Genomic DNA, 14,609 nt, shown 5'->3' on the forward strand with positions numbered 1-14,609 from the left:
CGCACGCTGCGCATTCAAGTGATCGCTCAGCGTTACTCTCGTCCGATGCAGATCAGGCGCCCCCTTCGCCGGCCCAGCCGGAGCAGCCAGCCGAGTCAGCCCAGCGAGGCCGAGTCCCGTCGAGGTCGCCGCAGCCGCAGCCACGGCAGTCGTCGGACCAGTGGCGCGCTGCTCGCCGTTGCCGTCACCGTCGCCGCGCTGCTCGTGTCCGCGTGTTCCCCGGGGAGTTCCACGACGGCGACGATTCCGGCGGCGGACGTGGCGCTGGCCCCGCTGCCGCGGTCGACGCCGGCCGCGCTGACGTCGTACTACGGGCAGAAGCTCAGTTGGCACACGTGCGGTGTCCCCGGTTTCGAGTGCGCCACGATGAAGGCGCCGCTGGACTACGCCAAGCCCGGCGCGGGGAGCATCCGGCTCGCGGTCGCCCGCAAGAAGGCCACCGGCAAGGGCAAGCCGCTCGGTTCACTGATGGTGAACCCGGGCGGGCCGGGCGGTTCGGCGGTCGGCTATCTCCAGCAGTACGCCGGGATCGGCTACCCCGCCGAGGTCCGCGCCCGCTACGACATGGTCGCGATGGACCCCCGGGGCGTCGCCCGCAGCGAACCCGTCGAGTGCCTCGGCGGGCGGGCCATGGACGCGTTCACGCAGACCGACACCACCCCCGACGACCGGCGCGAGACCACCGAACTCGTGGCCGAGTACAAGAAGTTCGCGGAGGGCTGCGGCGCACACTCGCCCGACCTGCTGCGCCATGTCTCCACGGTCGAGGCGGCCCGGGACATGGACCTCCTGCGGGCGGTGCTGGGGGACCGGAAGCTGACGTACGTCGGGGCGTCGTACGGCACGTTCCTCGGGGCGACGTACGCGGGGCTGTTCCCCGACCGGGTCGGGCGGGTCGTCCTCGACGGCGCGATGGACCCGTCCCTGCCCGCGCGCCGGATGAACCTCGACCAGACGGCGGGCTTCGAGACGGCGTTCCAGTCCTTCGCGAAGGACTGCGTACGGCAGACCGACTGCCCGCTCGGCGGCAAGGGCACAACGCCCGCGAAGGTCGGGACGAACCTCAAGGCCTTCTTCCGCAAGCTCGACGCGCACCCGATCCCCACCGGCGACGCGGACGGCCGCAAGCTCGGCGAGGCGCTCGCCACCACCGGCGTGATCGCGGCGATGTACGACGAGGCGGCCTGGCCGCAGTTGCGCGAGGCGCTCACGTCGGCGATGAAGGAGAACGACGGCGCGGGCCTGCTCGTCCTCTCCGACAGCTACTACGAGCGGGACGCCGACGGCCGCTACTCGAACCTGATGTTCGCCAACGCCGCCGTGAACTGCCTCGACCTCCCGGCCGCGTTCTCGACCGCCGACCAGGTCGAGCGGGCGCTCCCCACGTTCGAGAAGGCGTCCCCGGTCTTCGGCGAGGGCCTCGGCTGGGCCTCCCTGAGCTGCGCGTACTGGCCGGTCAGGGCCACGGGCGAACCCCACCGCATCGAGGCGAAGGGCGCCGCCCCGATCGTGGTCGTCGGCACCACCCGCGACCCGGCGACGCCGTACCGCTGGGCCCAGTCCCTGTCCCGCCAGCTCTCCTCGGCCCGCCTGCTGACGTACGTCGGCGACGGCCATACCGCGTACGGGCGCGGCAGCAGGTGCATCGACTCCACGATCGACGCGTATCTGCTCCGCGGGACCGCGCCGGGGGAGGGGAAGCGCTGCTCGTAGCTCCGGGCGGGCCGGTGCGGGGGTGCGGCTGGGGGGTGTACGGAGCACCCCCGGAAACTGTGTAGACTTTCCGACGTTGCTGATCGCACCATGGTGTGGACAGCGCGCCGCCTTAGCTCAGATGGCCAGAGCAACGCACTCGTAATGCGTAGGTCTCGGGTTCGAATCCCGAAGGCGGCTCTGTGGAAGCCTCAGGACTCACTCGCCGTGACCTGGGGCTTTTGCTTTTCTATTGCCTTGTGTCGCTGTGACGGCCCAGTCCGAGAACCGTCGCTGAGGGCCGCCGGTGGACACGCGTGCAGTGGGCGTGCAGAGCGGTGGTCGAGTGCGCTCAAGTGGATTGGCCTGTCGCGCCGGAGGTGAAGGGGGTGCGGGTCCGGGTCCGGGTCCCTCGGGCTGTCGGCAGCGATGCTGTTGGGGGTTTCCATAAAATGGGCGGGCCGATACGGCGGCTGGTGAAGAATCAGCCGGATGGACAACGAGATTCAGCTTCAGCGACGGTGACGGACTGACAGTCATCGGGAGTGAGGCGGATGTCGAACGTTTCCTCGTCTCGGAGGGACTGATGTCCAAGGACGACCTTGGATTGCGACGGCTCAGGTCCGTCGCCGGCACCGGGGCTGTGGATCTGCTCCGCCGGAGTCATGTGGCCGCCCGACCGTCACCAGTTCCCGTAGTCCTCGACCAGTGTGGTGATCAGCGCGAGCAGCGCGTCGGCCCGGTGTCGGTCCTCGCGCTGGTTGCGCAGGGACTCGTCGGCGGCCCGGAGCCGGGCCAGGGCGGGCGGTTCGCCGTCCACGAGGTCGTCGACCAACGGCGTGGTGACCAGGTCCAGGCACTCTGTGAGCAGCCGACGGGTGGCAGGCGACGGCGGGTTGGGGTCGGGTTCGGCGTACGCGGTGGTCAGGTATCGCGCGGGGTCGGTGAGGCTCCAGCCGACGACGGTGCCGTGCTGGACGAGGAGCGTCACGTCGGGGGCGATGCCGATGCCGGCCTCCAGTGGCTCGTCGAGGACGTCCAGGTCGCGCAGACTGATCAGTACGGCGTCCCCGGGGGCGCGGCACAGCACCGTGCACGTCTCATGCCGGAAGTCCCGGACCTCGTCCGCGCGGAGCCCGCCCGGGCGTACGGCGGGCATGACGGGAAGGCGGGTGGTGGTCTCGGCGGCGGCGGACACGTACGGCATCTGGAGTTCGGCCCCGACCAGTTTCCGGCTGTCCGGGGCGAACCGGAAGACGTCGGGCGTGTCCCACAGCCAGTGTTGGCTACCGAAGGTGTTCGTGATGAACCGCTCACGCTCCATCACGTCCGCGTAGTCAGTGACGCGCACAGAGTCGCCTTCGAAGCGGGGGGTGATGTGCAGCGGATCGTCCGTCACCGTTGCGTGCCAGTCGCCGTCGAACGACAGTTTCGTGGTCATTCCTGCCTCATCTGATCTGCACGCCCGGGGCCAGGTTGCCGAACTTGCCGGGGATCCTGCCCTCCACGATGTCCTCGTGGGTAACCGGCTTGCCCGGGTCCGACGGACTGCCGCCGAGCGCCTTCCAACCGGATTCACCCTTGATACCCGAGTCTCCGTACGCCGTGATGGCCTGGCCTTGCTTGGGGCCGGGCCCGTAGATCACGGCAATGTCATTGTCCTTCCGGAAGATGAGGTTTCCTGCCTGGCCCGATGACTGGTAGACGGCATCGGGGTTCTTCAGGATCTCCAGGACCCGTTCGTCGGTGAAGCCGTGGCCGGTGTCCCCGTGGTAGTCGGCGTGTTTCTTCAACTCGCCGTTCTGTGCCCTCGCGAGGACGTCGTCCACGATCTTGTCGACCCGCTTCCGCGCCTTTTCCTCCTTCGTGTAGTTGGGCATCAGGCCCAGCGGGTCGCACCCGCTGTGCGGGTTGTCCACGTACGCGAGGGGATTCGGGGCGGGAGCCAGGCCGAGCGGATCCGGCGAGATGTAGCGACCGGTCTCGGGGTCGTAGTGGCGGAAGCAGTTGTAGTGGAGGCCGGTCTCGGGGTCGTAGTACTGGCCGGGGAAACGCAGTGGGGTGTATGCGCCGGCGTCACGGGACCAGGCCGTGGTGCCCCAGAGTGTGCTCCGGGTGCGCCAGGCGATGTCGCCCGTCTCGTCGATGAGTTCGGTCGGTGTGCCGACGAGGTCCGTGGCGATGGCGAAGAACCGCCGGTCGATCTCCTCCTGGCGGTCGTCGGCCGTGAGGATGCGCTCGGTCTGGGCCAGGGGGACGACGTCACGGTGGTCCCAGGTGAGGGCGACTGCGTGCGGGACATCCGGCTGGTGGCTGGTCTGTTCGCACAGGGTCAGGCCGTCCCAGGTGAACCGGATCTCCTCGACCACGCTCTCGCCGTCGGCCGCCAGGCGCTGTTTCGCGGTGCGGCGGCCGAGCGGGTCGTAGCGGTATCTCCACCGGGTCCCGTCGGGGGTGGTCACGGAGGTGAGGCGGTTCTCCGTGTCCCATGTGTAGTGCCAGGTGTCCGGCTTGCGGGAGAGGCGGGTCTTCTGCCGCAGGACGACCCGGCCGAGGGCGTCGTGCTCGAAGCGGACGTCTCCGGCGCGGGTGAGGGTGGTGCCGGTGTAGGCGCGCGATCCGGTGGCCTCGCGGCCGGGGTGGCCGTAGGGCCAGGACGCCGAGGTCTGGTTGCCGGCGTCGTCGTAGGCGTACCGCTCCGTCCAGCCCTGGGCGTGGACGGCGGTGACTCGGCCCACGCGGTCGAGATCGAAGGTGCGGGAGCCCGACAGTCGGTCCACGACAGAGGTCAGTCGGCCATCGGCGCGGTAGGAGTAGGCGCGGCTGTTGACGTCGCGGCCCCCGGCGGTGATCTGCTGCGTGGCGAGCCGTCCGGCTTCGTCCCAGGCCGAGGTCATGGTGATCGCGTCGCCGAAGACGCGGGCGAGCTCCCGGCCGGCGGCGTCGTGTGTGAAGTCGATCCGGTGATCGCCGCTGGTCAGGCGGTCGGGTAGTCCATCGGCGCCGTAGGAGTAGGAGGTGACGTGACCGGTGGGCGTGGTGCGGCGCGTGCGGCGGCCCAGGACGTCGTAGGCGTAGAGGATGGCGCGGCCGTCGACCAGTTCCGCCTTGGTGAGTCCGCGACGGTCGTACTGGTACCGGAGTTCGCTGTCCGGTCCGGCGGCCTCGACCAGGCGTCCTGCCCTGTCGTAGACGTAGTTCGTCACGTGGCCGTCGACGTCCTTGCGGACCACCTGGCCGAGCTGGTCGCGTTCGAACGCGATGGTCCCGCCGAGCGCGTCGACGCGGGCGGCGAGCCGGCCCGCGGCGTCCACGCGGTAGGCGAGGGTGCGGCCGTCGAAGTCGGTCTCGGAGACGACGTCGCCGGCGGCGTCGTACTCGTAGGTCCAGGCCAGCCCTTGCGGGTTGATGACCCGGGTGAGGCGCAGCTCGGCGTCGTGCTCGAACTCGTAGCGGGCGCCGTCGGGTCGGGTGCGGGCGAGGGGCAGGTCGAAGTGGGTGTACTCGAAGCGGGAGACGCCGCCGGACGCGTCGGTGTGGGTGAGCGGGTTGCCCTCGCCGTCGTAGGTCCACGACTCCGTCGCGCCGTCGGGGCCCGTGCGGCGGGCGAGTTGTCCGTCGGCGTCCCATGCCAGGCGGGTGACCTCTCCCGTCGGGTCGGCGATGCGGACCGGGCGGCCGAGGGCGTCGCGCTCCGTGCGGGTGGTGGCGCCGGCCGGGTCGGTCACCTCCACGGGCAGCCCTGCCGCGTCGCACACCACGCGTGTCGTGGCGCCGAGGGCGTCGGTGAGCGAGGTGAGCCGGCCGGCGTGGTCGTAGGTGTAACGGGTGGTCAAGCCGGCCTGGTCGGTGACCGCCGTGCGGTTGCCGCGTTCGTCGAACTCGTGGAACGTGCTGGCGCCGTCCGGCCCTATGACCTCCACCGGCAGGCCGAACGGGCCGCGCACGGTGCGCAGTTCGCTTCCGTCGGGGCGGGTGGCGGAGACGAACCGACCGTGCTCGTCGTAGGAGAGGGTGGTAGTGAGGCCCAGCGGGTCGGTGCGGGTCAGGAGGTTGCCGCGCCGGTCGTGGGTGAACCGGGTGGTGTGGCCGAGCGGGTCGGTGACGGCCAGGAGACGGCAGCCGGGGCCGAACAGGTAGCGGGTCGCGTGCCCCTCGGCGGTGGTGAGCGTGGTCGTGCGGTGGCCTGTCTCCGGGTCGGGTTCGGTGTAGGCCAGGGCGATCTGGACGTGGCCGGCCTCGCCGCCCTCCGCCACCACGCGGTCGTGGTCGTCGTAGACGTAGTCGTAGCGGCTCGCGTTGGAGTCGATCCAGGCGATGACGCGGCGGCGGTCGTCGTAGACGAAGGTGGTGGTGGCACCTGACGGCTTGGTGACCGTCGTGAGGTTGCCGTCCTGATAGCCGTAGCTCATCAGGGGCAGATCCGCGCCGCCCTCGCCCGCGCCGGCCAGGGACAGGGCGGTGACCAGGCCGTCGGTGACGGACAGCTTCACCTGGTGGCCCGCCGAGTGGACCAGGGCCAGTGGCAGGCCGTCTTCGCCGCGGTCGACGGTGATCGTGTGGCCGTTGCGTTCGGTGATGCCCGACAGCCAGGCCTCGCCGTCGCCTCCCGGTTCGCTGCCGGACGGGGCGGTGAAGTGGAAGGTGAGACCGCTGTCCGGGTCGGTGACCGTGTAGTCACCGTCGGCGTCGCGGGCCAGCAGGGTGCGGGCCCTGCCCGATTCCGGCGTGGTGGGCGCGCCGGGGGCCGGGTGCGGGTACGGGATCAGGAGGCCGTCGGCGGTGACGTGGACGACGCCGATGGCGTCGATCTGCAGATGTTCGTCGACGGTGGATGTCCAGGCGGACCCCAGGAAGCGGCCGACCGCGCAACCGGACTCGGTGCGGCGGGTGAAGACCAGCGGCAGGACACCGGGGAGTTCGACGTCGGTCTGGGGCAGGTACATCCGGCCCGTGGCGAGGTCCACCGGGTCGCCGCCGGCGTTGCGCTCGCCGTCCGGGGTGCTGTGAGCACCGTCCGGGGCGTCGTCGATCGGCTTGCGCGCCCGCGCGACGTCCTCGGCCCCCTTCGCCCCGTTTTCCGCGAGCCGGGCGCCGTCGACAGCGGCCTCCTCGGCCCCCGCCTCCGGGATGAGGAACTGGGGAGCGAGTTCGCCACCGACCCCGCCGGGGTCCTGGAGGAAGGAGTTCCAGAGGTTGTCGGCGGTCTGGGTGGGGTGGGTGACGAGGTTGACGGCGCCGCCGAGGAGGTCCAGCTTGGCCTGGAGCGCTTCGTACGGATGCGTGATCGCGTACGGATCGAGCGGGTTCGCGTTGCGGGCCAGGTTGTTCAGGTCGCCGAGCCCGCGCATGAAACCGCCGAAGAAACGCATGTCCTCCGTCTTGGCGGCATCCCAGGCGTCGACACCGTCGAGTTTGAGCTGGCTCAGGGCCGACGGCTCACTGGGGGCGTGCTGCAGGGCGAGCCTGATGCGGTCGGCGGCCTCCGCGGCCAGGCGGGTGCGCTGCCGCCGAGCAGCGGCCAGGATCTGCTCGGCCGCGTGCTTGACCTCGTCGCCGGGGTCCTGCTCCGAGGGCTTCGGACCCGGGGCCTCCTTGCCCAGCTCGACAGCGCGGTTGTACGTCTCCACCTTCTGCCGGTGGGTGTTCGAGGCAGCCTTTCCCTCGCGATACCGCGCCACGGCCTCCTGCGCCTGGGCCTGCGCCCATTCCACCGTGTGCGCGAAGTTCTCCAGGGCCGAGGCAGCCTCCCCGCACGCCTCGGCGGCCTGGCTCCATTTGACCGAGTGCGTCGCGAATTTCTGCCGGAAGGTGTCGGCGGCCTCGCCCTTCCAGCCCGACGAGTCGAGGTTCCGCATGCCCGTCGCCACGGCGCCGAAAGCCTGCGCGAAGTGCTGGAAATGCCCCGCGTTCTCGCGGAGCATCGACGGGTTGCCGTGGATGAGTTCCTTGGGGTCCTCGGTCTCGCCCAGTTGCTGCTCGTCGACGTGCGCGCCCATTGTGGACGCGGTGTTGTCACCCCAGTCGTCGACTTTGTCGGCCGCGTCGTGCGCACCGACGTAGTCGAGCGCGTCGCCCACACCATGGGCGCCCTCGTCGATGTAGTGGCCCGCCGTCCGCTTGGCGTCGTCGTACCCGGACTTGAGTGCCCCCGTGACACTGTTGAACCCGCTCTTGAACCCGTCCGTGAGCGACATCAGCCGCCGTCCCCGCCCTGTGGCCGCGGCCCCAGCAGCTTCTCCAGGTCGGCGTCGCGTGCCTGGTCATCCACCCCGGCGATGCCCGTGACGGCCGATGTGACCGGGTCGCCCGGTATGCCCTCGGTCGTCGCGACGTCCCAGAGCATCCCCTTGCCCGTCTCCTTCGCGGAGTGCACCAGGTTGTCGCGGTCCTTCTCGCCGTAACCCGTCGTCAGCGCGGCATGGTTGATCTGGTCCAGGCTTTCCTGCGCCACCTTGTCGTTGGCGGCGAAGGGATCTCCGACGACGGAGTTGTAGGCGACCTTCAGCGATCCCCTCACGTACTCGTCCGTCTGGTGGAAGGTGCCGGCCGAGAGCCCCATCGCCTCCGCGAAGGCGTTGCCCTCGTCCATCAGCCCGCGCACTCCCCATTGCCACCGCTCGCAGAAGGTGTGCAGCATCGCGCCCAGTTGGTCGTCGCCGACGTCCTTGCCGTCCATCTCCAGGCTGGTGAAACCGCGGCCCGCGCCGGCCCATCCCTTCATCGTCCCCAGCGAATCCAGCTCGCTCAGAGCCTTGTTGACGCCCTCCGCGATCAACTCCAGCCCCTGCACCCGCAGATCCGGCTGTTCGCCCCCGTCCGGCGTCGTCATTACCGTCCCCCCGTCGGTCGTCCGGCCTCGGCACCCGAGTCCATGCCCCACACGCCACTCATACGTGTTCCGGTTCCGCTTCCGGTGCTCCACCGTCAATGTCCGGCCGGTCCACGGCGACCGACTCCGGCACGATTCCGACCACTGGCGGCAGCACCAGTCCCCTCTCGCCGTCTCCGGCGTCCACCAGCACCCCGCACGGCAGCCCGGCCTCGGCCACCGCCGGTACACCGGCGTCCAGCACCGCGGCGCCCCACACCGCTCGGTACCGCCACGGCCGGTTGCTCTCCCCGCGCGCTCTCGCGTACCTCGCGAGCGCGGCCTCGTCGGTGAACGCGAGCAGCCACCGCGCTCCGTGCATCTCCACCGTCAAGACGGCGCCGTTCTCCCCGTACGGGACGAGGACGCGGCGGCGACGGAACTCGCCGATTCTCGCCGTGACTTCGCGTCGGTGTGCGCGGAGTCGCGTGGCCTGTTCGGGAGAGGGCGGTACCTCTGACCGAGCAGCCTGCGGTGCGGCTGCGGCTGCGGCTGCGGCTGCGGGTGTGGATTCCGGACCGGCCGGTACCGTGCCGGTCGCCGTGGTTGTCACCACTGAGGTTGACTTCGCGATGGCGAACTTGCTGCTGGCCGAGGGTGGTCGTGGTGCAGGGAGGGCCTCGACAGGAGGCGCTGACGCGTGGCCCGCGTACAGAAGGGTCTGTTCCGCGATGTCCGCAAGTGCCGACCTGGGCGACTGGGTCTCGGTCTCGTTCGTTGCCCCCGCCGATTCCGTCGGCTCCCCGCCGCCCACAGCGCCTTCCCCCAACCGGAAATGTCTTGTTCGACTGCGGATACTTTCGACCAGTGAACAAAGTGTCATGCTCACACACGCGGACTGATGCAGGCAACGTCCATCGGATCAGCAACATGCAAAGCATCGGTCAACTGTCCGCGTTTGCAAGGGAGTCGACGCTGGTGCACGACATGGAACGAGCCGAGGAGGAGGCGCGATACCGGGCTGCGCGGAATGGGGTGGACGTGGCTGCAACGATGCCGGTCGTGGCTTTGATCATGGTGAGTGAGGACGGTGGTCGGCTGACGGTCGAGGTCTCGGCGTGGGAGTACGGTCAGGACTCCGGTGAGTCGGGTGGTCCGTCGTGATGGCCAAGCGATATGGCCACGCTGGGGTGGGTTGGCAGTTGCCGACAAGAGCCTTTGCGCTGAACTACGGTGCGGGTCGGTAGCCCCCGATGGTCGGCTGCCCGGCCCTTGCGACGTGGGCGCGACCCCGTCCGGTGGACAGCCGGTGGACAGACGCCTGGTGCATCACGGGGAGGCATCGACCAACCTGTTGCACGTGCTCTGATCAGGAAAACGTCACCGGGTAGCACAGTGAGACACCAGGAAACACGCTCGCTCGTGGTCTCGTAATGCGTAGGTCTCGGGTTCGAATCCCGAAGGCGGCTCTGTGGAAGCCTCAGGACTCACTCGCCGTGACCTGGGGCTTTTGCTTTTGCGTGGCCTTGCTTCCGGGCCTGGTGGACACCGTCGCCCTTGAGCCGACAGTCGCGGAGGATCTTCAAGGCTGCATGCGGGCGAAGACGTGCTGCACGCGGGCGCGGACCAGTTTGTGCGGGCGGTTGTGCTTCCGCTTCCAGTCGGACAACTCCTCGCCCGGGGTGTGGCGGTGGGGCATGAGGCCCGGTGCCCGGATGGCCGCCGTCGGCCATCGTCAGGGACTTGGCCACGGCGGCCTTCGCAGCGGATCCCCCACGCCTTGCAGTCGTGGCGGTTGCAGGGCAGGGGGCTGCCGACCACGACGATCAGACGGGTGTCGGCATCGATGACGACCTGGTGGTTGGTGGAGGGCCGGTAGTTTTTGGACTGTTCGGCGATCGTGTGGTCGCGGGTGGGGACGAGGGCGCCGTCCACGATGAGCACCATGCCCTTGCGGAACCGTCTACGGAGCCGGAGCGCGAGCGGTGGCCCGAGGTGGTCGATGATGCGGTAGGCCGCGGACTCGGAGATCCCGAACAGCCGCGCGAGTCGGCGCATCGTCAGGCTCGTGCGCCACTACGCGGCGACCAGCAGCACCCGGTCCTCCAGCGGCGGCTGTCCAGGACGTCCCCGACGCCGCAACCACACCAGCCACGTCGTGATCACTCCACCGCGGTTGTGGATCGCGGCCTTCAGCCAGCCCCTCTGCCTCCCGCGAGGCAGCGGCGCCACCAGAGGTCGGGCCGCCACTGCCGGCCATCGGCAAATGGATCAGGCAGAGTGCGGACGCGGTACACGGTGTCCAGGGAAAACACTCGGCGCTTCAGTTCGGCGCGAGCCAGCGGAGGCAACTGTCGCAGGACTTCCTCCAACACGTCGCGGGCGTGTCTCACGTCGTCGAAGGAGCAGTCGAGGCATGAGCACTCCGCGTCCTGCGGGTAGAGCGGCCGGCGCCCCGGTGGTTCGAGGAACGCTGCATACCGCCGCAGGGCGCGATCAGTGACGCCGGGACAGACGTAGTAGTCGCCCGAGAGACCCTCTACCCGATGTATCGCCAGGCTGGTGCGGGCCGAGAGCCCGTGGATCCGTGCCGGCGGCGGATCCTCCCAGACGCGGGAACCATGATGTTCGGCGCGCAACGCGCCAGGCCGTCTACGCGGCATTCGCCTTTCGGTGTGCGGTCATGACCGGCATCATGCCAGCCCCCATGCCCCCATGCCCCCACGTCTCCACGTCCAGGAGTAACAGGACAACCCCCAGGCGCGGCCGACCAGTTCGGGGCCCCGTCACGTTTCGTGAGTCGTCGAGATAACGGGTCGCGGCGATTCGGCCACGATCGGCACCCCCGTGCACCGCTCAATTCAGGGGTGGGCGTCACCTGCGCCCCGCAATCGTGGGGCGGGGACGCGGCTCAAACACGCGTGTTCGAAAGCGGCAGTCGCTTCGTTGTTCCGGTCATCATCAGTCATCCCCAACCCGGCCTGCATGCCGCCCTGTTGGTGATGAATACCGGCGGCGCCATTCCGGCCCGGCACCGGTAGAAGTTCGTCCGGTCGATCTCAGGAGGATCCATGAACCACCCCGCCCCCGTCTTCGCCCATCCTGTCCCCGGACGACCCGAGGCCGCCAGGGCGACCGCTCGCCCCCACGTGACCGTCGGTGCCGACGCCGCCCAGTCGCCCCTCGCGGATATCTCACGCCCGACACCGAGGTGGGGGGCATGACCGATCCGAAACTCCTGTCGGCGCCACTCCGCGCCTGGGCGGACAACATCCTGGGCCCGCTCGCCGCCGTACGCCCTCTGCCACCCGGCGCAGCGCCCACCACGGTGTGGTGTCTGGTCCGCGGGTCCGACAACGCGCGCTTCCACCTCAAGACCGCCCCGTCAGCAGGGGCGTTCACCCGGGAGACGTTCGCCTACCGGCATGCCGTGCCCGCCCTCGGCCCCGGCAGCGCGCCGCGTCTGGTGGCCACCTCCGCCCGGCACCTGGCGCTGATCCTGACCGCCCTGCCCGGTACGCCCCTGCCCCGGGCGCGGCTGACGGAGGCCGCGCAGAAGACGGTCCACTGGCGGGCCGGGATGCTCGTCGCCGAGCTGCACCAGGCCGGACGGCCCACCACTGCCGCGCGCCGGGAGGCATCCGCGCTCCTGTCCCGTCTCGCCGACGCGTCGACTCGCCACATCGGGGCGGCCGGTGACCAACTGTCCGCGGAGGACCGGAAGTTCGTCATGGTGCTCGCCGACCATCTGCGGGTCCTGGACCGGTTGCCCCTCGGGTTCATCCACGGACGCGGGATCGAAGCCGGGCTCCGGTGGTCGGGCACGTCACGGCCGGCCCTCCAGGACTTCGACCGGTCGCGCTTCGCCCCGGTCGTCGTGGACTTCGTCCACCTCGCCTACGGGCTGTGGGCCGATCGGCCGCGCGTGCGCACCGCGTTCTTCGACGGCTACGGCCGCACCCTGGGCGCCGAGGAGCGGCAGGCCCTGCACTGTCTGACGGGCCTGCACGCCGTGCGCTCGCTGGCCGAGGGCCCGGCCCGTGCGGACCGGGAAACCGGCGAGACCGCCCGGACGGTACTGGACCGGCTCAGGAACGAGGTGAGCGTGTGAGGCCCGACCCGAGGACCGTCCTGTCCGGCAGGCCGTTCGTGCACCGCCCGGGCGACGTGCAGGGAGGTGCCTGGTGAGCGCCGCTCCCCGGCCGACGGCGCCCGCGGGGGCGGTGGGTGCGGGGCGGGTCGCGCCGCCCCCGCCCGCCGAGCTGCGCTACGGCGGCAAGTACAGCAAGAACCCGCTGGAGGAGGCCGCGTTCGCGGCGATGGTGCGGCGGCTGCCGTCGGTGCTGGCGCGTACCGCGCGGATGGCCTGGGTCATCGACCGCCGGGCCGTACTGTTGCTGGCCGGCTGCCAGTTGGCCATCGGCGCCGGCGCCGCGGTCCAACTGACGGCCACCGCGCACGCGATGCGTGCGGTCTTCGGCACCGGCCCGGTGCCCGACCGCCTCCACCAGGCCCTGCCCGCCCTGCTCGTCATCACGGTGGCCGCCATCACCAGCCGCGTAGCGAGCGCACTGTCGTCGTACGCCGACGGGCGGATCACGCCGGTGCTGACCACGGAGGCCGACAGCTCTCTGGTGGCGGCGGTGTGCCGGATCGAGGCCGCCGCCCGTGCCGAGGACGGTTGTGCGGACCGGCAGGAGGCCGCGGAGATGGGCGTGGTCCGCAGCCACTTCATGGTGCAGGACGCCACCCGTCTGGTCGCGGCCGTCGTCCGTATGGTCACCGCGAGCGGGGTGCTGACGGTGCTGCACCCGCTGCTGCTGCCTCTGCTGCTGCTCGCCGTGGTCCCGGCCGGCGTCGGAGCCGTCCTGCAGGCCCGGGTCACCTACGAGACGCACTACGCGAACGTGGGTGACCGCAACGTGCGGCAGAACTTGCGCGGTTGGGCGACCAGCGCGAAGTTCACCGACGAGATCCGCGCCAACACCATGACCGGCTACCTCGACTTCTGGTACCGGACGATCTCGGAGCGGATCGACGCCCGCACCCTGGCCTCCGCACCCCGGATGCTGAAGATCGTCCTGTCCGGCTCGGCGATCGGCGGGACGTTCCTCGTCGCCACCTGGGCGATGCTGGCGTGGCTGGTGAGCACCGGGAGGATCGAGCCGGCGATCGCCGGGACCGCGGTCGTCGCCGTGCAGACCACCCTCGCCGCGCTCTCCCAGGTCGTCATCCACGGCGCGGCCATGTTCCACACGTCGCTCTACCTCGCCGACATGGACTCCTTCCTCGACTACGCCGACCAACACGCCCCGAAACGCGGTGAGTCGACGGTCGTGGGGCCGGTCGCCGAGATCAGGGTGGAGGAGGCCGCCTACCGGTATCCGGGCAAGGAGGACCCGGCTGTGGCCGGGGTGTCGCTGACGGTGCGCCAGGGGGAGATCCTGGCTCTGGTGGGTGAGAACGGGTCGGGGAAGTCCACCCTGGTCCGGCTGCTCGCCGGGATCTTCCTGGCCGACAAGGGCACGGTCTCCTGGAACGGCCAGGACATCACCCGTCTCGACCCCGACAGCCTGTGGGTCCGGTCCGGGCTGGTGCCGCAGTCCTTCGCGCAGTGGCCGTTGTCCGTGCGGGACAACGTCACCCTCGGCCAGCCCCGCGAGGACGGCGACGCGCTGGTGTGGGAGGCGATCGACGCGGTCGGCCTGACCGAGGCCGTCCACCGGCTTCCGGCCGGGCTGGACACGCTGCTGGCCCGGGATGTGTGGGGCGGCAGCGAGCTGTCCGGTGGCCAGTGGCAGCGCCTGGCCTGCGCGCGGGCCCTGTACCGAGGGGCGGGACTGCTGATCCTGGACGAGCCGACCTCGGAGATGGACGCCCGGGGCGAGCACACCATCCTCCGGCAGATCAAGGCACTCTCCGGCGGCTGCATCACGATCGTCGTGACCCACCAGCTCGTCAACACCAAGATCGCCGACCGGATCCTCGTCATGGACCACGGCCGCATCGCCGAGCAGGGAACCTTCGACCAACTCGCCGCCGGCGGCGGTCTGTTCGCCGACCTCCTCACCCTGTCCACCGACCGATGACCCACCCGTCGCCCGAA

The 14,609-nt window shown here is 70.4% G+C and carries 8 protein-coding genes, 1 tRNA gene and 1 pseudogene; 5 read left to right on the top strand and 5 right to left on the bottom strand.

Going from position 1 to position 14,609, the window contains the following annotated elements:
* Positions 1-45 precede the first annotated feature (45 nt).
* Complete coding sequence (locus tag OG223_RS29600) at positions 46-1,713, top strand: alpha/beta hydrolase (protein ID WP_329255057.1); 1,668 nt, start codon at positions 46-48, stop codon at positions 1,711-1,713.
* A gap of 106 nt (positions 1,714-1,819) precedes the next feature.
* Positions 1,820-1,893: transfer RNA gene (locus OG223_RS29605), tRNA-Thr, on the top strand.
* Between the two features lie 481 nt (positions 1,894-2,374).
* Here the strand turns inward: OG223_RS29605 and OG223_RS29610 are convergent.
* Genes OG223_RS29610 through OG223_RS29625 form a run of 4 tightly spaced genes read right to left on the bottom strand, consistent with a single transcriptional unit; the run spans position 2,375 to position 8,897 of the window.
* On the bottom strand, positions 2,375-3,133 hold the full coding sequence (locus tag OG223_RS29610; protein WP_329255060.1) for a hypothetical protein: 759 nt from the start codon (positions 3,131-3,133) through the stop codon (positions 2,375-2,377).
* A 7-nt stretch (positions 3,134-3,140) separates the two neighbouring features.
* Positions 3,141-7,889 (bottom strand): putative T7SS-secreted protein, encoded by a 4,749-nt coding sequence (locus tag OG223_RS29615; RefSeq protein ID WP_329255063.1) that lies wholly within the window; start codon positions 7,887-7,889, stop codon positions 3,141-3,143.
* Positions 7,889-8,524, bottom strand: a complete 636-nt coding sequence (locus tag OG223_RS29620; RefSeq protein WP_329255066.1) for a hypothetical protein — start codon at positions 8,522-8,524, stop codon at positions 7,889-7,891. The genes OG223_RS29615 and OG223_RS29620 overlap by 1 nt, the downstream gene beginning before the upstream one ends.
* 58 nt (positions 8,525-8,582) lie before the next feature.
* Entirely contained in the window at positions 8,583-8,897 is a 315-nt protein-coding gene (locus OG223_RS29625; protein ID WP_329255068.1) for an SseB family protein, read from the bottom strand.
* Between the two features lie 536 nt (positions 8,898-9,433).
* On the opposite strand from OG223_RS29625, the gene OG223_RS29630 reads away from it, so the two are divergent.
* On the top strand, positions 9,434-9,667 hold the full coding sequence (locus OG223_RS29630) for a hypothetical protein (RefSeq protein ID WP_329255071.1): 234 nt from the start codon (positions 9,434-9,436) through the stop codon (positions 9,665-9,667).
* 323 nt (positions 9,668-9,990) lie between these two features.
* On the opposite strand, the pseudogene OG223_RS29635 reads toward OG223_RS29630, so the two are convergent.
* Positions 9,991-10,639, bottom strand: a pseudogene (locus OG223_RS29635) (transposase family protein); the annotation flags it as partial.
* A 1,084-nt stretch (positions 10,640-11,723) separates the two neighbouring features.
* Between OG223_RS29635 and OG223_RS29640 the strand changes: the two are divergent.
* Together OG223_RS29640 and OG223_RS29645 are read left to right on the top strand one after the other, a co-directional pair.
* Positions 11,724-12,614, top strand: a complete 891-nt coding sequence (locus OG223_RS29640) for a phosphotransferase (RefSeq protein WP_329255074.1) — start codon at positions 11,724-11,726, stop codon at positions 12,612-12,614.
* A 73-nt stretch (positions 12,615-12,687) separates the two neighbouring features.
* The gene (locus OG223_RS29645; protein ID WP_329255077.1) at positions 12,688-14,592 is read left to right on the top strand and encodes an ABC transporter ATP-binding protein; all 1,905 of its coding nucleotides are present in this window, start codon (positions 12,688-12,690) and stop codon (positions 14,590-14,592) included.
* Positions 14,593-14,609: the final 17 nt, after the last annotated feature.

This window comes from Streptomyces sp. NBC_01478, assembly GCF_036227225.1.
In the GTDB taxonomy this organism is placed as follows: Bacteria; Actinomycetota; Actinomycetes; order Streptomycetales; family Streptomycetaceae; genus Streptomyces.

Coding starts and splice junctions, on each gene's coding strand:
- OG223_RS29600 (WP_329255057.1), top strand. CDS start 46: ATGCAGATCAGGCGCCCCCTTCGCCGGCCCAGCCGGAGCAGCCAGCCG.
- OG223_RS29610 (WP_329255060.1), bottom strand. CDS start 3,133: ATGACCACGAAACTGTCGTTCGACGGCGACTGGCACGCAACGGTGACG.
- OG223_RS29615 (WP_329255063.1), bottom strand. CDS start 7,889: ATGTCGCTCACGGACGGGTTCAAGAGCGGGTTCAACAGTGTCACGGGG.
- OG223_RS29620 (WP_329255066.1), bottom strand. CDS start 8,524: ATGACGACGCCGGACGGGGGCGAACAGCCGGATCTGCGGGTGCAGGGG.
- OG223_RS29630 (WP_329255071.1), top strand. CDS start 9,434: ATGCAAAGCATCGGTCAACTGTCCGCGTTTGCAAGGGAGTCGACGCTG.
- OG223_RS29640 (WP_329255074.1), top strand. CDS start 11,724: ATGACCGATCCGAAACTCCTGTCGGCGCCACTCCGCGCCTGGGCGGAC.